The sequence below is a fragment of the Delftia sp. WSY_10 genome, assembly GCF_043104705.1.
In the GTDB taxonomy this organism is placed as follows: Bacteria; Pseudomonadota; Gammaproteobacteria; order Burkholderiales; family Burkholderiaceae_C; genus Comamonas; species Comamonas tsuruhatensis.
On record NZ_JBICKY010000035.1, the window covers coordinates 396,569 to 417,127 of the forward strand.

Here is a 20,559-nt window from a genome sequence, read left to right on the forward strand (position 1 = left end):
GAAGTCACATGACCACCCAGCTGCAGAATACTGAACCGTTGCTCGCATTCCGCCTTGCCTACCTGCGGGCCATCGCCCGCTCCTGGCAGGATGACGCCTACCGCCGTGACCTGCTGGGGCAGCGCGACATCCAGCCCATGCTGCACCGCGACTTCAACCTGCCGACCCAGTGGCCCCAGGTCGATGTGTCGCTGCGCCTGAGCGACGACCCCACCCAGCGCGCCGAATGGAAGCCCGTGCTCACGGCCGGCTGGATCGGTCCCGACGATGAATTCGTCATCGTCCTGCCCCAGGCGCCCCAGACCCATGCCTCCGAGGCCCTGGCCGCCTACTACCAGCTGTTCCCCAACTTCATGGGCGTGAGCACCTCGTTCGAGGAACCGAACAACGGCATGCTCAGGGCTGCCCTGCCCACGGGCCTGGGCATCCCCGGCGGCGGCCCGGACTCGCTGCTGGCCTTCGGCGGCGTGGTGCTGCGGGCCATCGCCCTGGCCTGGCAGTCGCCCGAGTTCCACGCGGAGCTGACGCGTGACGACGGCAAGGACAAGGCCCCCGTGCTGAGCCAATGGCTGGGCTACAACAACCCGTTCAACTTCCAGGTCCGCTTCGAGACCGAACAGGCCTTCACCTGGGACGCCGCGCGCGGCGAGTGGAACCTGCAGCGCGCAGACGGCACGGCCATCAAGAACGGCATCGTGCTGAACTACCCGGTGGCACCCGCCGAGCAGGACCTGTGGGCCATCGCCCTCACCTCCTACAACAACACCGGTGACGCCTATCCCTTCACCTGCTGATACGGCACCGGCGCAGCTGCAAGGGGCCACGGCCACCTTGCTGCTGACGCTGGCGGCACGTGCCCGCGCTGCAGGTGCGGCAGCTCCCCCGGAGCTGCACGACCTGCCGCCCTTTGCCGACCCCGAGGCGTGCCGCATCGCGGCGGCGCTGCCCCAGGCCAGCGAGGCGCACGCCGCCGACCCCGCCTTTGTGCGCAGCGTGGTGCTGCGCACGCAGCTGTTCGACCGGCTCACCACGCAATTCCTGAGCGCGCATCCGTCCGGCCTGTGCATTGCGCTGGGCGCGGGCCTGTGCACGCGGCGCAGCCGCCTGGCGGCCCTGGCCGGCACCGCACGCTGGCTGAACGTGGACCTGCCCGACGCCATTGCGCTGCGCGATCAATACATGGACGGCGACGAAACCCGCCTTGCCTGCTCCATCCTCGACACCTCCTGGCTGGACGCCGCCGCCCTGCCCGGCAGCCAGCCCGTTCTGGTGCTGCTCGAAGGCGTCTGCCCCTACCTTCCCCAGGCGCCGCTGGAGGCCATGCTGCAGCAGCTGGCCCAGCGTTTTGCCGCGCCCGGCAGCCCGCCGTGCACCGTGGTGCTCGACCATGTGCACCCGGCCCTTGCACGGCTGCCCATGCAGGTGGGCGGCATGCGGCTGCCCGTCGTCTCCGGCTTTGCGGACGGCGCCCAGATGGAGCGCATTCACCCCGCCATCCGCATCAGCCTGCAGGAACACCTGTATGCCCGGTTCTCGCAGCAGCACCAGCTGTTCGAGACCGCCTTCCACGCCACCACCGGCCAGCATCCGTATGCCGTCGTCCGCCTTGAACTGGGAGCCCCGTCCCTTGCCTGAGCCTGCGGCCCCGGACCTGTTTGCCGACGCCTTCCGCTGGCACGAGAAATTCCTGCCCCCCGTGCAGCAGGGCGACCGCCTCTTGCTGGCCAGCGAACGCGACACCCTGGCCCTGGGCTCCGCCGCCGTGCTGGCGCTCAACGCCCCGCTGCAGGCCGGCAACAGCCTCATGCAGCACTGCGCCACAGCGCCCGATGCGCCGCTTGCGCAGATGCTGCACGCCCTGGGCGCCCTGCTGCGCCAGGGCCTGGTCCAGCCGGTGCTGCACAGCGACTTGAACGGCCACGGTTATCTGCAACCGGATTTCTCGGCCCCGCCCGTGCGCCTGCAGGCATCGGAGCAGATCGACATCGTCCTGCTGACTGCAGCGCTGGACAGCACAGCCGCCTGCCACTGGGCTGCAGCCGTGGCCACGCAGGCACCCGCCCCCGCCCCGCTCACCATCGTTTTCTGCGACGACTACCTGGACCCGCGCCTGGGCGCCATCGACGCCGGCCAGCGTGCCGCAGGCCGGCCCTGGCTGCTGGTCCGGCCCGCGGGCGAGCAGGCCATGGCCGGGCCTTTGTTCACGCCCCATGCCGGCACCGCATCGGCCTGCTGGCATTGCCTGGCGCACCGCTGGCAACGCAACCATCCCGCACGCGCCGCGCAAGGCGGCCCGCCGCACGACAGCGGCCGCTGCCCGCCCGTGCGCGCCGGCGCCGACCTCATCGCCACGCGGCTGCAGGCCCTGCTGCCCACGGTGCAGCGCCTGCTGGCGCACACCGATGCAGCGCAAACCGTGTGGACGCTGGAGCCCTCCCAGGCCCACCCCGTGGCCGCCCACCCGCAATGCCCGCACTGCGGCACACCGGGGCTGATGGCACTGCGCCAACGCGAACCCATTGCGCCAGTTCCCGGCACGCATGCCGCGCGCGCCGACGGCGGCTGGCGCAGCGTGCCGGCCGAGACCACGGTGCAGCGCCTGTCCCGGCACGTCAGCCCGCTGACCGGCGTGATTGCCCGGGTCACGCCGCTGACGGCCGAGACCGACGAAGCGCTCACCGTCTACCGCAGCGAAATCTTCAGAACGCCCGCGCCTGGCAGCGGCTTCCTGGCAGGCCCCCCGACACAGCTGTGCCTGGGCAAGGGCCTGTCGGCCATGCAGGCCCGCGCCAGCGCCATGTGCGAAGCCGTGGAGCGCTACGCCGCCTTCCACCAGGGCGATGAAGCCGTGGTCGTCGCCCCCGCCGCGCAGCTGGATGCGCCCTGCATTCCTCCCACAGCGCTGGCCCGCTTCAGCGACCGGCAGACCGCCCGCTTTGCCACCGACAGGCCGCCGCATGCCGTGGCCCCCGGCGCCGGCCAGGGCGAACCCCTGTGGTGGGCGCCCGCCTGGTCCCTGACCGCCGATGCGCGCCGCTACCTGCCGCTGGGCTTTTGCCTGGCCCATGCGCCCGCGCAAAGCCAGCACCACGTGGGCTGGACCTCCAACGGCTGCGCCGCAGGCAACACACGGGAAGAGGCCATCCTCCAAGGCTTCATGGAACTGGTGGAACGCGACGCCGCCGCCATCTGGTGGTACGGCCAGATCCGCAGGCCCGCCATCGCGCTGGACGGCATCGCCGCAGCCACGCGCCAGCGCCTGGCGCGCAGCTGCGGCCCGCAATGGTCGTACTGGCTGCTGGACATCACCCATGACTTCGGCATACCGGTCGTGGTCTGCGTGGGCCGCCACGCGGATACCGGCCATTGGGCCGTGGGCTTTGGCTGCAGCCTGGACCGCGCCCTGGCCTGCGAACGCGCCCTCACCGAAATCAGCCAGCTGATCGCGGCGGGCAAGGGCTTTGCCGTGCCGCAGCAGGTGCAGGCCTTTCTGCATCCGCTGGACGGCACCGATGCGCCGCCGCAACAGCCTGCGCAGCAGGCGGACACCGCGCCGCCGGACATTGCCCGGGCCATTGCGCACTGCGTGGACATCGCACGGGGCCTGGGCCTGGAAACCATCGTCTACGACCACTCGCGCCCCGACATCCCTCTGTACACCGTCAAGGTCGTGGTTCCGGGCCTGTGCCATATCTGGCCGGAACTGGGCAATCCACGGCTGCGCGACGTGCCCGTGGCCCTGGGCTGGCGCAGCCGGCCGCTGCAGGAATCCGAGTTCAATCCGCAGGCGCTGTACGTTTGACAAACTGAAACGCGCAGCGGGCATGTACTCTCTCGGCTTGGCAACAGGCTGCCGGCTCCGGGCCAATGCGCCCCCAGCCCACCCCCTGTTCACACAAGCCCCAAGGAGAATTCGAGGCGATGGCCCTCTTTCGTAACCAACTCGACGGCAGCATCGTCGTGCTGCGGCCCCTGCATACCTTCGGCCGCCACCCCTCGGTCTGCCAGACCGTCATGAAGGCGCCCGACGTCTCCCAGGTCCACGCCCTGTTCCGCTGGAACCGGCAGACCTGGGAAATCGTGGACCAGAGCCGCAACGGCACCATGCTCAACGGCGTGCGCCTGGTCGCCGGCCGCTGGACCGTACTGACCGTGGGCGCCAGGCTCAGCATGGGCGAAGGCGCAGAAGCGGCCTGGACCGTGCAAGACCTGGGACCGCCCGTCACCTGCCTGAGCCCCGGCCCGGGCCTGCCCCAGGACGCCCCCCTGGCCCTGAACCCGCGCGGCACCCTGCTGCCCGACGCCCAGGAGCCCGAAGCCAACGTCTTCTTCGAAGACGGCCGCTGGCTGCTGGAGTCCGGCGACGGCACCGAACCCCTGGTGGACGGCGCCATGGTCCACACCTCGGCAGGCAGCTGGGAATTCGTGCAATGCGACGACCTGGAATCCACGCGGGAAAGCAGCTTCGACCCGCATGCGCCCAAGCCGCCGGACGTGTCCTTTCGCTTCCACGTCAGCCAGAACGAGGAGCACGCCAGCCTGACCGTCATGAGCGACGGCAAGCCCATCGCGCTGGGTGAACGCATACACCACTACACCCTGGTCACCCTGGCCCGCGTGCGCCAGCAGGACGCCCACAAGGGCCTGGCCCCCGCAAGCCAGGGCTGGATAGAGCTCGACGCGCTCTCGCGCATGCTGGGCGTGGATTCGTCATACGTGAACATCCAGATCTTCCGCGCCAAGCACCAGATCCTCAGCGCCCTGCCCGAATGCGCGGCCTTGCCGGCCCTGGTGGAGCGGCGGCGCGGCAGCCTGCGCTTCGGGGACTTTGCGTTCGAGATCGAGGGCGGGGCGCGCAGCGCCTGAACGGCGAACTGCAACGGAGAACGGCAGGCACACGGCGCATCGCTCGCCGTATGTAATCAGCTGTAATTTTCTTGTTGTGCACACGTCAATAAAGTGGGAACCGGTTCCTGCCGCCTGCGGCAAGGACCTCTCACCCTCCTCCCGGACCGGGTTGCCCGAGTCCACTGGCGCACCTGGAAACCGCAAATGAGCATGGACATGCGACGTGTACTGTTGATCCCCGCCAGCGCGCGGCCCGTTGACCCTGGCCTGGCCAGCCTTTCCATGGACGCACAGGTCTGGGAAAACGGCTATCCCCTGGTCGTCGGCAAGGCCCGTCACGGCCTGCTGCAGGACTTCTGGCGGCACTACTACGGCGAATCCGCCGCCATGTTCGTGGCCTCGGACCAGTTGCTGGAACTGCACAACGACATCATGGCCGCCATCCCCGCCTGCGTGGGCGAGATGCCGGTGCTGCGCTTTCTCAACGACCTCGGAAGAATGTGCCTGCAGGCGCATGGGGACGGCAGCGGGCTGCAGGTCATCGGCGACTGACGAAACGGATGACTCCTGGGGTTGCCGCGCATCCCTGTCGCGGCATTGGGGCGCATGCACAATGGCATGCGCCTTTTTTCGTGCCCGCCCGACCATGAGCAACGCCCCGGATAGCCCCCCTCTTGCCCTGACCGGCAGCTGCCTGTGCGGCGCCATCGCCTATGCACTGCGCTCCACGCCCCAGGCCGTCTCGCACTGCCACTGCCGCATCTGCCAGAAGGCCCACGGTGCCGCATTCGCCACCTACGGCAGCGTGCCGGCAAAGGACCTTGTCTTCACCCGGGGCCAGGAGCAATTGCGCTCCTTTGCCTCATCGCCCGGCATCACGCGCTGCTTTTGCCAGCAATGCGGCTCATCGCTGTCATGGCACAGCCAGCATTACGAAGAAGGCGCATGGATCTCCGTCGCACTGGCCACGCTGGATTCGGAGTTTGTCGTGGGCAGGCAGCGGCATGTGAACCGGGGGGCGGGGATGGCGTGGGTGGATGGTGGGACAAGGTGATCGGGCGGATGGGGTCGGCAAAAAGCGGCCGGATGCCAAGGCCTGCCCGGCCGGTCGACCGGTGGACGACTTGTCCAGTGGCGGCCCTGGGGCGGCACCTATGATGCAGGGCGCGCCAGACGAGCCTGTGCTGGTGGTCTTCTCGGACAAGCAGAACCAGGGCAATCCGGACCGGCCCTTCCAGTACTTATGAACGACAACCCAAGCCAGGCACTCGCAGACCAGCTGCAGAGCTCCACAAAAAACGTCGATGTGTTCATGGCGCTGCAAGCGCTGTCCTGCGCTGCCCCCGCAGTGGCTTTCGAGGCCATCACGACATTCATGAGGTCCGCGCCGGCAAATCAGCTGCCCCTGGCCCGAAATGCACTGCTGGAGCTGGCGGACCGCGCTCCCGCGCTCCTGGTGAGCGCGACGCTGGACGAAGACGCAAAGGTGGCTGACGCGGCCAGGCAGGCCTTGTTGATCCGTCCCTCCAATGAGGCACTGCCCCTGTACCTGCGCATGGCCAAGTCCAAGAGCGTTGACGAAGCCTGCTCGGGCTGCATGTACCTGGGCCGTATCTCCTCGCCACAGGCCCGGGCGCCTTTGTTCAAGGCCTTGGGTCACCGCAGCGCGGCGGTGCGCGAGTATGCGGCGACATCCATTCACAGCCACGCCGACGAACACTGGATCGCCGACCTGCTGGAGGCCATCCGCACGCTGCGGCGTGAGGAGACCGACAAAAAGAAAGACTTTGGCGAGGTGATCAACACGCTGTGCAGCGCGGTGGTCCAGAAATCCACACACGCCTGCCTGGACCTGCTGATGGAAGGACTCCACGATACGGACGCCAGAGTCCGCGGGACCTGTATCAGCGCACTGGGGCGCCTGGGCGATACGGCAGCCGTGGTCCCGCTGATCGAGACGTTTGAACACCCGCGCCGCGGGATGCCGCGGGAGCTGAGGACGGCACTGGTCAAGGTGCTTGGCGAGTTGGGCGACGCGCGTGCGATCGCGCCACTGCTGCGTGCCGGAGTGACCGTTGCAGCACCGGCGCTGGGCCCGCTGAAGGCGCAGGAAGCCGTGCCTGAACTGATGGCCGCGCTGGAGCAGGCAAGGACACCGCGCGATGCCGACGAGCTGGCCGAGGTGTTGGCCCAGCTGCAAGGGCCTGGCGAGTCGCAGTGGCCCCGCGCAGGGTTGCGCACGGCGTCGCTGCAGGTACGGCGAGCCGCCGCGCTGCAGCTGGCGCGCACCGCGCCCCAGGAAGCGGCCCAGCATCTGCGCGCCATGCTGCCCCAGCTGTGCGGCGGCGACGCCGTGGGCGTGGCCGAAACGCTGGCCTTGATGGGCTCAGCAGAGGGTTTCGAAGGCTTCGCGAAGGCATTGGCGGACGACCCCCACCACTGGAATGCCAGCGCCGTGGCGTACGCCTGCCAGAATCTTCGCGGCCCCCAAGTGCAGGCCCTGCTCCTGGGGCTGATACCCGGCATCCGCAACGAATACGTCCACCACGTCTGCAAAGCACTGGCAGCGCAAGGGGCTGACGTATTGCCTGCGCTGATCGCTGCAGCCCAGGCAGCCGGCGACAGCGTGCGACACCGGTACGTGATGGCGCTTGCCGAGTTCCGCGACCCCCAGGGGGCCGGTTTGCTGGCGCCTCTGATGGTCCGCCGCAACCCGTTGCGGGACGCCGCCATGCTGTCGCTGTCAGCCACGCCCAGCGCCGAGGCCAGCGCGGCGCTAGCTGCGGCATTGCTGCAAGCCGAATCGCCGGCTGATGCCCGGCTGATCACCGAAACGCTGGCGAAGGCAGCCACGCGCGAGGCGATTCCAGACCTGATACGGGCGCTGCAGGCCGACCTCGCCACCGAAGAGATATTGGAAGCCTTGGGCCGTCTGGGCAGTCTGGGCGACCAGGCGGTTGTGCCTGCACTGATCGATCAACTGAGCAGCCCCAACGCGCGCCGCCGCCAGGCAGCGGCCATGGCGCTGGGGCAGATCGCAGACCCTGCGGCGGGGGCACCGCTTGTCCGCCTGCTGCTGAAAGAGTTTCATCTGGAGGTGGCGCAGGCCGCAATGCAAGCCTGGCTGGCCATGGGCGCGCAAGATGGTGGCGCACTCGATGGGCTGGGCGCGCCGGGCACGCGCGCATTCCTGTTGGCCAGTGCCAGACAGCTGCGCAGGGAACGCTGACACGCACATCCCCGCACGGATTGCGGTGCGCCCGGTCAGGATCTGCCATCGCTGTAGAGCCGGCATTTGGTGCGGCTGCTTGAGGCTGAGAGCTGCCCGGCCCCTTGACGAAGATTCACCGTGCCTTCAGGCAAAATCCAGACGATCGGGAAAGCTTGGCGTCAGGTCTGCCGGGAAGCCCAACTTGAAGAATGGAACAGTATCAATGTCACTGACGAAGAAGGGCGAGTTCTGGTACGGGACAACGTCCGGCGACACCCAAGCCGAGCTGCGCAGCTACAGCGTTGCGAATCGCCATGAGGCCGTCCGGTTTGCCTCGTCCAAATGCGATTGCGGATGCCGGACTTTTGCGCTGCAGACGGATGAAGAAGCCGGCGTGGCCATCCGCACCTGCACCGACTGCGGGCAGGAACACCTGATGGGCGACAGCGCGGAACATGTTGAAGAGGCCACCCCTGAGGCACACGAGTGCGTGTGCGAGAACGAGACGTTCGAACTGATGTCCGGCGTCTCCGTGTACGAAGGCACACACGACGTGCGCTGGTACTACATCGCTTGCCGCTGCGTGGAGTGCAATCTGGTTGGGGTCTTCGCAGACTGGAAGTGTGAAGCGGGTGATGCAGCGGCCTTCCTTGCCAAGGTATGAGCGCGCGGGATCAAGACGCGCTGCCCAAAGATCTGGTCAAGCGGGTTTGCCGGGTGCATGCAGGCGATAGCGCAAAAAGCGAGTCCCCTCGATATCCAGTGCGCCATCTGGCCGAAATCCCAGCTTGAGAATCCCTTTTATTCTGGTTCTTGAAGGTGGCAGCAAAATCGTGATGGAGCTCAGCCCCAAGCCAGTGAATGCACGTTTCACTATCTCTTGATAGATGGCTTTGCCACTTCCCCAGAATTTGGGGTGAAGCACCAAAGCGAGGTCGGCATCACCTTCCTCGTACTGCAAACCGCCCCAGCCGGCAAATTGCTGGTCAATTTCAAACGCCCATGGCCCATAGCCGTATTGTTGCCACTGGGCATCCTTTTGCCGAGCCCATTCATTTGCTTTCGCCAGGTCGAAATTCGCACTTCCAAGCGGCATTTGTCGCAGCACATCTGGATTGTTGTTCAGCGAAACAATGTGAGCCGGATCAACTTCAGTGAGTCGCTTAAATTTCAAATTCATGCCTGTATCTGGTTGTCTATCCATCAAATTCAAAGCCTACCAAAACGGTGGTTGCCGACCGTCTATCTGAGCGTCAACCAAGGGGCAGCAGTCCACAGTGCGGGGTTGCTGCCGCTGCAAGCCAAGGCTTCACTTTCTGATCGGCGGTGCGCAACCACTGCTCGGCGCTCGGCGACGCACCGCCACCAGACCCGCTGCCAGCAGCGAAAGCAACGCCAGCGCCCAGGGGCCGAGCGCGGGGATGGCCTGCGGGGCCAGCAGCACGGGCAGGCCGGGGTCGGTGATCTGGTTGGGCACGGAATCGCTGTCACCCACGCCGCCATCGGCCAGGGTGAAGGTCACGCTCAGGCCGTCGGGCGCAAACTGCGCGCCGGGCAGCGCATACCAGTGCGGCTGCGCGCAGGCAGCGCCGGTGCAGCCCAGCCCGTCGGGGCTGGGGCCGTATTTGTAATAAACGGCCCCCTGCGGCACTGGTGTGGTGAAGTGCACGGTCACCTGTGCATCTGCATTGCCAGCGACACGCCCCAGCACCAGGCCCAGCGGCGCGTGCACCGCACGCACATGGGACGGCAAGGGCGCGGGCAAGGTGGAGGCAAAGGCAGCGCTGCTGATCTCCCAGCCGTTCGCTCCATCCACCTCCACCGCCCCCAGATTGCCGTTGCCGCCCGCACCCTGCCACGGTGCGCTGCACTGCTGCGCTGCGCCGCCATATTCACCGCTGCACTGCCATTTGTATTGGCCGCCAGCGGATAGCACTATCCCTGGCGTGCCTGTGGCGCACAGATTCGCGCTGGGCTTGAAGGCCACAGCGCCGTTGGCCGCTGAGCCGCAGGTGGCATCGACCGGGTCGTGGGTGAACGTGGCCGAAACGCTGCGCGGACTGGTCACGTTGGTGAGCTGGCATGCTCCCGTGCCCGCGCAATCGCCCGACCAACTGGTGAAGTGATAACCCGTACCAGGCGTGGCGGTGCAGCTTGCGTCCTGGCCGTGGGTGACGGGGTTGGGCGCGCAGGTGACTGTGCCGTTGGTGGTCGCGGGGGTGATGCTGATGGGGTATGTGTTCAGCGCGAAGGTGGCACCCACGCTGCGCGGGCTGGTCACGTTGGTGAGCTGGCATGCTCCCGTGCCCGTGCAATCGCCTGACCAACTGGTGAAGTGATAGCCCGTATCGGGCATGGCAGTGCAGCTTGCGTCCTGGCCGTGGGTGACGGGGTTGGGCGCGCAGGTGACCGTGCCGTTGGCCGGGGCGGGGGTGATGCTGATGGGGTAGGTGTTGAGCGCGAAGGTGGCACTCACGCTGCGCGGGCTGGTCACGTTGGTGAGCTGGCATGCCCCCGCCCCTGCGCAATCGCCCGACCAACTGGTGAAGTGATAGCCCGTATCGGGCGTGGCGGTGCAGCTTGCGGCCTGGCCGTGGGTCACGGGGTTGGGCGTGCAGGTGACCGTGCCGTTGGTGGTGGCGGGGGCGATGCTGATGGGGTAGGTGTTCAGCGCGAAAGTGGCACCCACGCTGCGCGGGCTGGTCACGTTGGTGAGCTGGCATGCCCCCGTGCCCGTGCAATCGCCTGACCAACTGGTGAAGTGATAGCCCGCATTGGGCGTGGCGGTGCAGCTTGCGTCCTGGCCGTGGGTGACGGGGTTGGGCGCGCAGGTGACCGTGCCGTTGACGGCGGCGGGGGTGGCGATGGAGTGGGTGTTGGGCGTGAAGGTGGCCGAGACGGTGCGCGACGCGGTCACGCTGGTGAACTGGCATGCCCCCGTGCCCGTGCAATCGCCCGACCAACTGGTGAAGTGGTAGCCCGCATCGGGCGTGGCGGTGCAGCTTGCATCCTGGCCGTGGGTGACGGGGTTGGGCGTGCAGGTGACTGTGCCGTTGGCCGGGGCGGGGACGATGCCGATGGAATAGGTGTTGAGTACAAATGTGGCCCCCACGCTGCGCGGGCTGGTCACGTTGTAGAGAATGCACGCGCTGGCAGTGCCCGTGCAATCGCCCGACCAATGGGTGAAGTGGTAGCCCATCGCGGGCGAGGCGACGCAGATGGTGTCTTGCCCATGGGGCACGGGGTTGGCCGTGCAGTTCACGCTGCCGCCGGTGACGGCAGGGGTGGCGATGGCGTAGGTAATCGGCGCGAAGGTGGCTCCCACGCTGTGCGCGCTGGTCACGTTGGTGAACTGGCATGCACCCGTGCCCGCGCAATCGCCCGTCCAGCCGGTGAACTGAAAGCCCGTTTGCGGCGTGGCAGTGCAGCCAGCGGCCTGGCCGTGGGGCACGGGATTGGGCGTGCAAGACATGCTCCCGCCCGTGGTGGCAGTGGTAGTGATGGCGTAGGTGATGAGCGTCGTGTTGGCAGAGACGGTGGTAGCCCCGAGCACCACGGGCTGGCAAGCCCCCGTGCCGCTGCAGGCGCCGCCCCAGCCGCTGAAGGGGCGGGCGACAGGGTCGTGCACCGTGGCCGTGCAGCTGGCGCTGGAGCCATGGGTCACGGGGTTCGGGGTGCACTGTGCGCTGGCAATGCCCGCATCCGTGTTGACTGTCACCATGTACTGGCGCGGTGCCAGGCAAGCGGCCGTGGTGCCGCCGCTGATGCCCGCGCAATTCCAGCGGAAGGCATCGGACGCGGCAGACTGGTTGGTGGCCGAACCGGCGCTGCACAAGAGGGTTGGCAAGGTGAGCGAAGGCGCAGTGCTGCCACACGCGCCATTGGTGGGCGGCGGCGCGAAGGTGGCGCTGATGGTGCAATTGCCGGTAATGGTCGCAGTGGTGTAGGTGTTGCCCGCAAGCGATCCGCCGCAGCCGCTGACCTGCACCGTATAGCCCGGTGGCGTGGTGAGCGTGAAGCTGGCCTGCTGCCCCGCCGCTACATCGCGCCCCGCCTCGATGCTGCCGCCGCCCGTGGCCTGGGAGGTAACGAGGTAGGCGCGAGGCACGGAGCATTGCGGCGAAGGGTTGCCGCCGTAGCTGCTCTGGCACACCCAGGAGAAGGAGTAGGTTTCACCCATCACGCCGCTGGTCGTGCCCACGCTGCACAGCAAGGCGTCTGGCGGATAACGGCGAGGCGTGGTGCTGCTGGCACTGCCGCACACGCCATCGAGCTGCACGGAGCCGGCCTCGACCGTCATGCCGATGGAGGTCTGCGGCTCGGCCACCCAGGCCGGGTTGTGGCTCGCGCCTGAATACCAGGTCAGCCCGTCGTTGGTGGCCGTGGTGATCTGGCGGCGGATCATGGTCTGGCCGATGCTGCGCACCACCACCCAGGCAAAGTCGCCCGCCGCCACGATGCGGTCGCCCGTGAACACGCGCATGCCCGGCGTGGCCGCGTCGGCGGTGAAGGGGGCGCAGGCCGTCATGTCCACGAACGGCGTGGCGGCGCTGGCGTCGGTTGCGCACACTTGCAGCTCGAACTGGTCGATCTGGGTGAGATTCATCTTCACCTGCGTGATGCGCAGCGACTGGCTGCCAATCGGGATGCGGTTGGCCACCCACAGTTTGGTGTGGTAGCTGGAGTTGTGCTGGATGAGCCACGGGTCATTGGCGGCTGCCAGGTTGTCGAATACCGTGACTGCACCAGCAGACACTGAAGCCGCCGCCGTCAGCAGCAGCATGGCAATTCGAAGGGCAAGGGTTTTCATGGCGATGGGGTGGGTGGGTGGAGCGGTGTTCCACCCAGCCGCGATCGGCCATGAAAAATGCTTTCAGCACTTGTGTATCAAGCGCTGAAAGCCATGTTGATGCAAGCGTGTGGCACGGGTGGATGCGCACTGCCGGCCATCTTGCGGGCGCGCAGCCCTGGCGGCTTGACTGTGCGTTCGTGCCGCGCTTGACTGGACGTTTCGCAAGCCTCACCCCCCCAAAAAAAGGGGCGTTCCCCTCCCGTCCCGCGCTATCATCCGCCCCGGCCCCCTGTCCCGGGGCTGATGCTTCAAAACATCCGTCGTATAGCGGCACAGCCTCTCCGAAAGCGAGGCTTGGTACACCGAATCCATCAGTCAACGCAGATGCGATGGCCTGTGGATTCGATCCGCAATGGAGCACGGAACAATGAACGCCGTTTCTCTCGCCTGCGCGCCGTCTTTTGGCGCAGTCCCTCCCTCATGCCAGCCCTTTGTGTCCGGCCAACTGCGGAGGGACATGGCATGAACCCCGCCCAGCCCTCCCCCGCCACAGACAGCCACAGCACCCGGCAGCTGTCCAATGCGCTCACCCAGGTGAACCATCTTGTGCAGCAAGGCTGTGCAGAAATCTCCGCCATCGCCCAGCTGGCCCTGGCATGGCTGGAGACCCCCAAGGGCCATCGCCACCTGGACGTGGTGGCCCGCGCCCTGCAAAGCATCCGCGACAGCGCCGACACGCTGGCCGACTACGCCGGCACCGAGGCCCAGGCCATGGGCTGCGGGTTCGAAGACGCGGCCGAGATGCGCCGCGCCGAAGCGGCCGAGGCGGCTGCCCGGGCCATGGCGCAACTGCTTGAGCGCCGGCCGGTGCCCGGGCTGGACGGCAGCAGCTGATGCGCCAGCGCGCCAGTCAGCCTGCGTTCAGCCCACACTCAGCGCCGTACTCAGCACCACAGTCAGCCCTGCGTTGCACTGGCCGCAGATTCCCAGGCACACGCCCGGGGAGAGCACGGCGATCTGCCATGGCGCGCACTTCATGGCCCGGCCTGTGTTGATGGTCCGGCCACGGGCTGCGGCGGTCATCCAGGCTCAGGCGCCCTGCGGCAGATAGCTTGGCCGTGCCGCCGTCATGCCGCGCTTGACCTGCTGGGTGAGCTCGTCGGCCAGCACTTCATCGAGCCCGGCCTCCAGTCCGTCCAGCGCGCGGCTGACGATGTCCTCGGGGCTGGACTTCGGTGCGTCAAGCCCGCGCGTGAGGTCGGTATCGACATAGGCCATGTGCAGGCCCAGCACCTGTGTCTTCTGCCCTGCAAGCTCGCTGCGCAGGGCGTTGGTGAGCGACCAGGCGGCCGACTTGCTGGCCGAGTAGGCGGCCAGTTCGCCGCCATTGACCCAGGAGGCCACCGACAGCACATTGAGCAAGGCCCCGCCGCCGTTGGCCTTGAGAACCGGCGCAAAGGCCTGGCTCATGCGCAGCACGGCGAAGAAGTTGGTCTCGAAGATGCGCCTGGCGACCTCTTCGCTGTCGGGCGCCAGAAAGCCGCCGGGCTGCGCGATGCCGGCGTTGTTGATCACCAGCGTGACGTCCGGCGCCTGCGCTGCGGCGGCGGCCACGTCCTGCGGGCGGTTCACGTCCAGCTGCAGGGCATGCACGCCGGGCTGGGTGACGGTGGCGGGGTCGCGCGCGCCGGCGTAGACCTTGCGGGCGCCACGGGCAAGCAGCTCGCGTGCGAAGGCCAGGCCGATGCCGCGATTGGCGCCGGTGACGAGAACAACAGCGTTTTCAATTTTCATGGAGCACTCCAGGGGTGGGGGGAAACAGATTCAACGGATCTTGATGACGACCTTGCCCTTTGCGTGGCCGGCTTCGGCATAGGCAAGGGCCTCGTTGGTGGACTCGAATGCGAAGACCTTGTCCACGACCGGGCGGATGGCGCCCGCCTCGATGAGGCGGGTGATCTCGCGCAGCTGGCCACCGTCGGCCTTCATGAAGACAAAGGAGTAGTCAATGCCACGGCTTCGCGCCCGGCGCCTGATGCCGGAGCTGAGCAGCCGCATCACCAGCCGCACGAATGCGGGCGCCGCGATGTTTCTGCCAAATGCGGGATCGGGCGGGCCGGAGATGGAGACCAGCTTCGCGCCGCCCTTGAGCACGCGCAGGGATTTGCCAAGCGCCTTGCCGTCCTGGCTGTTGAGCACCACGTCGTAGTCGTGCAGGACATCCTCGAAGTCCTGCGTGCGGTAGTCGATGACGACATCCGCACCCAGGCTCCTGACCAGTTCGAAGTTGGCAGCGCTTGTGGTGGTGGCAACGGTGGCGCCCAGGTGCCTGGCCAGCTGGATGGCGAACGTGCCCACGCCCCCGGAGCCGGCCTGGATGAAGACCCTTTGCCCCTTCGTCAGCTTCGCTGTCTCCACCAGTGCCTGCCAGGCCGTCAGGCCCACCAGGGGGATGGAGGCGGCCTCTTCCATCGTGAGCCCCTTGGGCTTGGGCGCCAGCGATGATTCCCTGACCGGCACGAACTCCGCGAACGTGCCGATCCGGAAATCGTCCGTGCGTGCATAGACCTCGTCACCGGGCTTGAACTGCCGCACGCGCGGGCCGGCCTTGACCACCACGCCGGCCACGTCGTGGCCCAGGATCAGGGGCAGGCGATAGGGCAGGATGAGCTTGAATTGCCCATCCTTGATCTTGGAGTCCAGCTGGTTCACGCCTGCGGCATGGACCTGGACCAGGACTTCGTCGTCACGCAGCTGCGGCTCGGGTACGTCTGCCAGCTGCAAGGCGCGGTTCGCTCCATAGCTTTCCAGAATGAATGCCTTCATGGCTCTCCTTTATATGATGATCATCATATGTAAAGACGAAAAAAATCCAGGCACATGCACAGGGCATGCGCCATCACTGGCTGGCCGGCGCCAGGTGCTTGAGTGCTGCCTCGCGCAGGTTGTCGGACAGGGCCGGATCGTCCACCGCCCGAGCCAGCAGCAGGCTGCCGACCATGGTGGACAAGGTGACGAGCGCGCGCTCGTGGGCACCGGGCTGTCCCCAGTCCGGTGATTGGCGGGCGATGAGATCGACCATTTCCTTGATGTGGCCCGTGGCCACGCGGCGCACCTCCGGCGCCTGGCGCGAGGTCTCGGAACCCAGGGCCGCCAGGGGGCAGCCCAACTCGGCGCGCTGGACATGTTCCTTGGAAAGATAGGCGGCCAGCATGGCCTGCAGCACCATGCCGGGCGGCGCCTTGGCCACCACGTCGGCGACGGCGGCACAGGACTCCGCGCAGGCCTTGCCCGCCGCTTCGGCCAGCATGGCATCGCGCGAGGCGAAATGGGCGTAGAAGGCGCCATGCGTCAGGCCCGCCTCCTTCATGATGTCCGCCACCCCGGTGCCGCCATAGCCGCTGCGGCGGATGGCACGCGCCGCCACGGAGACGATGCGCTCATGCGTGGCCTCCTTGGCGGAAGCCCGGGCGCTGGAATTTGTGTTTTGCATGATGGTCATCATACATTGTTTGCGCCATGCACGCACCGCAGATGGGACATCCGCCCGCAGCCATTGCATGGACAATCCCGGCATGTCTGCTGCTGCTTCACACCACAATCCATCCCGCCCCGTGCTCATTGCCGGCGGCGGCATCGGTGGCATGGCCACTGCCCTCACGCTGCACCAGATCGGCGTGCCCTGCATCGTGTTCGAGTCGGTGGCGCAGCTGCAGCCGCTGGGCGTGGGCATCAACCTGCAGCCGAACGCGGTGCGGGAACTGCATGACCTGGGCTTCGGCAACGATGTGCTGGACACCATCGGCCTGCAGGCCCGGGAATGGGCGCTGGTCGGGCGCAACGGCAACGAGGTGTATGCCGAGCCGCGCGGGCTGCAGGCCGGCTACCGCTGGCCGCAGTACGCGGTGCACCGCGGGCAGCTGCAGATGATGCTGTTCAACGCCGTCAGGCAGCGCCTGGGCGACGACGCCGTGCAGCTGGGCCGGCGCGTGGTGGGCTACCGGCAGGATGCCGAGGGCGTGACCGCCCTCATCGACACCCGCGATGGCCAGCGGCTGGAGGTGCAGGGCTCGCTGCTGGTGGCGGCCGATGGCCTGCACTCGGCCGTGCGCGCGCAGATGCACCCCGCGCAGCCGCCCATACAGTGGGGCGGCGCCATCATGTGGCGCGGCACCACGCCCGGGGTGCCGGTGCGCACCGGCGCGTCCTTCGTGGGCGTGGGCTCGCTGCGCCATCGCGTGGTGCTGTACCCCATCACGCCGCCGGACCCCGTCACGGGCCTGGCCACCATCAACTGGATCGCCGAGATCACGGTGGACAACCAGGGCGGCTGGCGGCAGGGCGACTGGAACCGGCGCGTGGCGCTGGAGGAATTCATCCACCACTTCGACGGCTGGGACTACGGCTGGCTGGACGTGCCGGCCATGCTGCGCGGCGCCACGGATGTCTTCGAGTACCCCATGATCGACCGCGACCCCGTGCCCACCTGGGTGGACGGCCGCGTGGCCTTGCTGGGCGATGCGGCGCATGTGATGTACCCGGTGGGCTCCAATGGCGCCAGCCAGGCCATCGTGGACGCGCGCGTGCTGGGTGCGCAGTTCCTTGCCCACGGCGTGGGCCCGCAGGCGCTGCGCGCCTATGACGACAAGCTGTGCAAGGACCTCTCGGCGCTGGTGCTGCGCAACCGGGGGGCCGGCCCCTTCGGCCTGCTGGGGCTGGTGGACGAGCGCTGCGGCGGCGTCTTCGACGACATCGACGAGGTGCTGCCACGCGAGGAGCGCGAGGGCTTCATGGCCCGGTACAAGGCCGCTGCCGGCTTTGCGATCGAGACGCTCAACGCCGCGCCCCCCACCATTGCGCCAGGGCAGCGCGTGGCCGGGGCCTGAGCCCTTGTGCGGCGGCAAGGGCCGCGAGTCGCCATAATCGGCCCTTGCCCCTGGCAGCCATCCCCAGATTTACATCACAGACCCAGCAGGAAGACCCCATGCCGATCCAATCCATTCTGAAATCCACCGTGGTGGCACTGGCGATCGTGGGCAGCGGTTCGCTCTTTGCGCAGGGCGCGCCCCTGAACACAGCGGCGTTCGACGCCCTGATTGCGCAAGGCCCCGTCGCCGACGCCGCGACCATCGCATCGAGCACCTGGGCCAGCAAGATCAAGCAGGCCGGCACGCTGCGCCTGGGCAGCACCCAGACCTCCAATCTGTTTTCCCTGCTCAACGAGAAGGACGGCAAGATCCGCGGCTTCGACGCAGGCCTGGCCCAGCTGCTCACGCGCTACATCCTGGGCGATGCGTCCAAGTACCAGTTCGCGCAGGTCACCTCGTCCACGCGCGAGCAGGTGCTGATCAACAACCAGGCGGACATGGTGATTGCCACCTACTCCATCACCCCCGCCCGTGCCGAGAAGATCTCGTTTGCCGGCCCCTACTACACCTCGCAGGCCGGGGTGCTGGTCAAGGCAAGCAACAAGACCGTGCAGTCGTACAGCGATCTGGGCGGCAAGAAGGTCGCCACGCAGGCCGGCTCCACGGGGCCTGCCATCCTGGCGCAGCACGCGCCCAAGGCGGTCGTGCAGGAGTTCCAGACGCACCAGGAAGCGCTGGACTCCCTGCGCCAGGGCCGCGTGGACGCCTATGTGACCGACTACACCCTGCTGCTCAACACCCTGAGCCTGGGCACCGGCGACGCGCGGCTGGCGGGCGCGCCCTTCGGCACGCAGGATTCCTATGGCATCGGCCTGCCCAAGGGCTCGGACGGCGTGGCCTTCATCAACGCCTTCCTGAAGAAAATCGAAGCCGACGGCACCTGGGCCAAGCTGTGGACCATCTCCATCGGCCAGCGCACCGGCAGCACGGCCGTTCCCACGCCGCCCGCCCTGCCCTGAGCGATGGGTGACGTCTCCAGACTCCTCGCCGACCACGGGCCTGCCTTCTGGCAGGCCCTCTTGCTGACCTGGAAGCTCACCGCGTTCTCGTTCCTGCCCGGCTTCCTGCTGGGCGTGGTCGTCACGGTGCTCAGGTTGCTTCCGCTGCCGCCGCTGCGCTTCGTGCTGACGGGCTACGTCGAGATCTTCCGCAACATCCCCAGCGTGGCGCTGCTGATCTTCATCGTGTTCGCGCTGCCCGATCTCAACGTCGTGATCGACTATGAGCCCAGCGTGGTCCTGACCCTGGCGCTGGTGTGTTCCGCGTTCACGGCGGACTATCTGCGCGCGGGCATCAACACCATTGCAGGCAGCCAGATCGAGGCCGCGCTCAGCCTGGGCATGCGGCCCATGCAGATCATCTCGGCCGTGGTGCTGCCGCAGGCGCTGCGCTCGGTGGTGCAGCCGATGACGTCGCTGCTCATTGCGCTGATGCTGTCCACCTCGCTGGCATCCCAGGTGCCGCTGGCGGGCCGGGAACTCACCTCGCTCGTGTCCAAGATCGCCAACGACTCCGCTGCCGGCATGGCCGCCTTCGCCGTGGCCGCCGCGATGTACGTGGCCACCGGATTGCTGATCGCCTGGGCGGGCGCCATCCTGGAAAAGAAGCTGCGGATACTGCGATGAGCCGTTCTCTGGAAGACATTCTGTTTGGCGCGCCCAGCCCGCAGGCCAGGAAGATCACGCAGGTGGTCAGCCTGATCGCCGCGGCCGGGCTGATTGCGCTGGCTGCGGGCATCGTGTGGCGTTTTCATTCCGCAGGCCAGCTCGAGGCCCGGTTCTGGGAATTCTTCGCCTGGCCCACCACCTGGGCCTTTCTGGCCAAGGGCCTGCTCGGCACGCTGGCATCCTCGGCCATGGCCGCCGTCATTGCGCTGAGCCTTGGGCTGGTGCTGCTGGCGGGGCGCCTGGCGCGGCCCCGCATCGTGCGCTGGCCCAGCATCGCCGTCATCGAATTCCTGCGCGGCACGCCCACGCTGCTGCTGATCTATGTGTGCTTTCTGGTGCTTCCCGCAGCCGGCATCAAGCTCGGCACGTACTGGATGCTGACCCTTCCCATAGGCCTGAGCACCGCCGCCGTGGTGGCCGAGGTCTACCGCGCAGGCGTGCTGGCCGTCCCTCGCGGCCAGACCGATGCCGCGCGAAGCCTGGGGCTGACCGAGGTCCAGGTCTTCCGGTTCGTCGTCTTCCCCCAGGCGGTGCGCTTCATCGTGCCGGCGCTGGTCGCGCAACTGGTCATCGTGGTCAAGGACACCACCTTCGGCTACATCGTCACCTACGGCGAGCTCATGCAGAACGCCAAGGTGCTCATTGCCAACTACCACGCGCTGGTGCCCGTGTACCTGGTGGTGGCGGTGCTCTACTGCCTTGTGAACTACGCGATATCAAGGGCGAGCAGGCGGCTGAACCGGCCCGTGCACTGAGGCCCGCCAGTGCCTGCCCTCAGGGAAGGCTCAGATCCATGCCGAGCATCCTGGCAAGGCCGAAGGTGAAGGCCAGCACGCACAGCAGCAGCAGCGTGAAGACGGCAGCGATCTTGCCGCCCGCAATGAGCAGCTCGCGCCTGTCCGCCCCCTTCTTCTTGCCTTGGTCGTAATGCCACTTGATGGCGAAGAACATGGCCGTGCCGAACACGAGCGCCTTGAACGTGACGAAGACTACGGGGATCCAATCGATCATTTTGAGAACTTCCAGCCAATGACTTGGCACTGTCCACGGTGGGGAGCCCCCCTCCCGGACATGAGAGGCAGAGCGTCAGCGACGGCCATGCAAGCACGGTGC

Annotated in this window: 20 protein-coding genes; 13 read left to right on the forward strand and 7 right to left on the reverse strand. The window is 67.4% G+C overall.

What is annotated here, in order from left to right; all coding sequences use genetic code 11:
- Positions 1-8: 8 nt before the first annotated feature.
- From ACF8ML_RS17545 to ACF8ML_RS17580, 8 genes are all read left to right on the forward strand, one after another.
- Positions 9-794 (forward strand): BMA_0021/BMA_0022 family TOMM bacteriocin, encoded by a 786-nt coding sequence (locus ACF8ML_RS17545; protein ID WP_016446373.1) that lies wholly within the window; start codon positions 9-11, stop codon positions 792-794.
- Positions 769-1,635 carry a class I SAM-dependent methyltransferase gene (locus ACF8ML_RS17550; protein ID WP_289087145.1) on the forward strand — a complete coding sequence of 289 codons (867 nt, stop codon included), beginning with the start codon at positions 769-771 and terminating at the stop codon, positions 1,633-1,635. The genes ACF8ML_RS17545 and ACF8ML_RS17550 overlap by 26 nt, the downstream gene beginning before the upstream one ends.
- Positions 1,592-3,802 (forward strand): TOMM precursor leader peptide-binding protein, encoded by a 2,211-nt coding sequence (locus tag ACF8ML_RS17555; RefSeq protein WP_392407534.1) that lies wholly within the window; start codon positions 1,592-1,594, stop codon positions 3,800-3,802. The genes ACF8ML_RS17550 and ACF8ML_RS17555 overlap by 44 nt, the downstream gene beginning before the upstream one ends.
- Positions 3,803-3,921: 119 nt before the next feature.
- A complete protein-coding gene (locus ACF8ML_RS17560; protein WP_016446376.1) occupies positions 3,922-4,866 on the forward strand; it encodes an FHA domain-containing protein in 945 nt (314 codons plus the stop codon).
- Positions 4,867-5,064: 198 nt separating this feature from the next.
- On the forward strand, positions 5,065-5,400 hold the full coding sequence (locus ACF8ML_RS17565; RefSeq protein WP_223275358.1) for a hypothetical protein: 336 nt from the start codon (positions 5,065-5,067) through the stop codon (positions 5,398-5,400).
- A 94-nt stretch (positions 5,401-5,494) separates the two neighbouring features.
- Complete coding sequence (locus tag ACF8ML_RS17570) at positions 5,495-5,902, forward strand: GFA family protein (RefSeq protein WP_016446377.1); 408 nt, start codon at positions 5,495-5,497, stop codon at positions 5,900-5,902.
- Positions 5,903-6,091: 189 nt separating this feature from the next.
- Positions 6,092-8,077, forward strand: coding sequence for a HEAT repeat domain-containing protein (locus ACF8ML_RS17575; RefSeq protein ID WP_209668842.1), 1,986 nt, complete (start codon positions 6,092-6,094; stop codon positions 8,075-8,077).
- A 205-nt stretch (positions 8,078-8,282) separates the two neighbouring features.
- Positions 8,283-8,723, forward strand: a complete 441-nt coding sequence (locus tag ACF8ML_RS17580; RefSeq protein ID WP_209668839.1) for a hypothetical protein — start codon at positions 8,283-8,285, stop codon at positions 8,721-8,723.
- 36 nt (positions 8,724-8,759) lie between these two features.
- On the opposite strand, the gene ACF8ML_RS17585 is transcribed toward ACF8ML_RS17580, so the two are convergent.
- Together ACF8ML_RS17585 and ACF8ML_RS17590 are read right to left on the reverse strand one after the other, a co-directional pair.
- Positions 8,760-9,239 carry a GNAT family N-acetyltransferase gene (locus tag ACF8ML_RS17585; protein WP_074931903.1) on the reverse strand — a complete coding sequence of 160 codons (480 nt, stop codon included), beginning with the start codon at positions 9,237-9,239 and terminating at the stop codon, positions 8,760-8,762.
- 129 nt (positions 9,240-9,368) lie between these two features.
- Positions 9,369-12,869 carry an IPTL-CTERM sorting domain-containing protein gene (locus ACF8ML_RS17590; RefSeq protein ID WP_392407536.1) on the reverse strand — a complete coding sequence of 1,167 codons (3,501 nt, stop codon included), beginning with the start codon at positions 12,867-12,869 and terminating at the stop codon, positions 9,369-9,371.
- Positions 12,870-13,373: 504 nt separating this feature from the next.
- On the opposite strand from ACF8ML_RS17590, the gene ACF8ML_RS17595 reads away from it, so the two are divergent.
- The gene (locus tag ACF8ML_RS17595; RefSeq protein WP_209672831.1) at positions 13,374-13,745 is read left to right on the forward strand and encodes a hypothetical protein; all 372 of its coding nucleotides are present in this window, start codon (positions 13,374-13,376) and stop codon (positions 13,743-13,745) included.
- A 27-nt stretch (positions 13,746-13,772) separates the two neighbouring features.
- Here the strand turns inward: ACF8ML_RS17595 and ACF8ML_RS17600 are convergent, their stop codons facing one another.
- The 4 genes from ACF8ML_RS17600 to ACF8ML_RS17615 all read right to left on the reverse strand — a co-directional run bounded on the left by ACF8ML_RS17600 (position 13,773) and on the right by ACF8ML_RS17615 (position 16,356).
- Complete coding sequence (locus tag ACF8ML_RS17600) at positions 13,773-13,934, reverse strand: hypothetical protein (RefSeq protein WP_156136031.1); 162 nt, start codon at positions 13,932-13,934, stop codon at positions 13,773-13,775.
- A gap of 6 nt (positions 13,935-13,940) precedes the next feature.
- Positions 13,941-14,645: an SDR family oxidoreductase gene (locus ACF8ML_RS17605; protein WP_074922907.1), complete on the reverse strand. Its 705-nt coding sequence runs from the start codon at positions 14,643-14,645 to the stop codon at positions 13,941-13,943.
- 30 nt (positions 14,646-14,675) lie between these two features.
- Positions 14,676-15,677, reverse strand: coding sequence for an NADP-dependent oxidoreductase (locus tag ACF8ML_RS17610; RefSeq protein ID WP_392407538.1), 1,002 nt, complete (start codon positions 15,675-15,677; stop codon positions 14,676-14,678).
- 73 nt (positions 15,678-15,750) lie between these two features.
- Entirely contained in the window at positions 15,751-16,356 is a 606-nt protein-coding gene (locus tag ACF8ML_RS17615) for a TetR/AcrR family transcriptional regulator (protein WP_392407539.1), read from the reverse strand.
- Between the two features lie 70 nt (positions 16,357-16,426).
- Between ACF8ML_RS17615 and ACF8ML_RS17620 the strand changes: the two genes are divergently transcribed.
- The 4 genes from ACF8ML_RS17620 (at position 16,427) to ACF8ML_RS17635 (ending at position 20,201) form a co-directional block, all read left to right on the forward strand.
- Positions 16,427-17,737 carry a flavin-dependent oxidoreductase gene (locus tag ACF8ML_RS17620; protein WP_016451470.1) on the forward strand — a complete coding sequence of 437 codons (1,311 nt, stop codon included), beginning with the start codon at positions 16,427-16,429 and terminating at the stop codon, positions 17,735-17,737.
- 98 nt (positions 17,738-17,835) lie between these two features.
- On the forward strand, positions 17,836-18,738 hold the full coding sequence (locus tag ACF8ML_RS17625; protein ID WP_016446387.1) for a glutamate ABC transporter substrate-binding protein: 903 nt from the start codon (positions 17,836-17,838) through the stop codon (positions 18,736-18,738).
- 3 nt (positions 18,739-18,741) lie between these two features.
- Entirely contained in the window at positions 18,742-19,404 is a 663-nt protein-coding gene (locus ACF8ML_RS17630) for an ABC transporter permease subunit (protein WP_392407540.1), read from the forward strand.
- Positions 19,401-20,201 (forward strand): amino acid ABC transporter permease, encoded by an 801-nt coding sequence (locus tag ACF8ML_RS17635; protein ID WP_392407541.1) that lies wholly within the window; start codon positions 19,401-19,403, stop codon positions 20,199-20,201. Before ACF8ML_RS17630 ends, ACF8ML_RS17635 begins: the two co-directional genes overlap by 4 nt.
- 19 nt (positions 20,202-20,220) lie before the next feature.
- Here ACF8ML_RS17635 and ACF8ML_RS17640 read toward each other — a convergent pair whose 3' ends face one another.
- The gene (locus tag ACF8ML_RS17640; protein ID WP_016446390.1) at positions 20,221-20,457 is read right to left on the reverse strand and encodes a hypothetical protein; all 237 of its coding nucleotides are present in this window, start codon (positions 20,455-20,457) and stop codon (positions 20,221-20,223) included.
- Positions 20,458-20,559 lie beyond the last annotated feature (102 nt).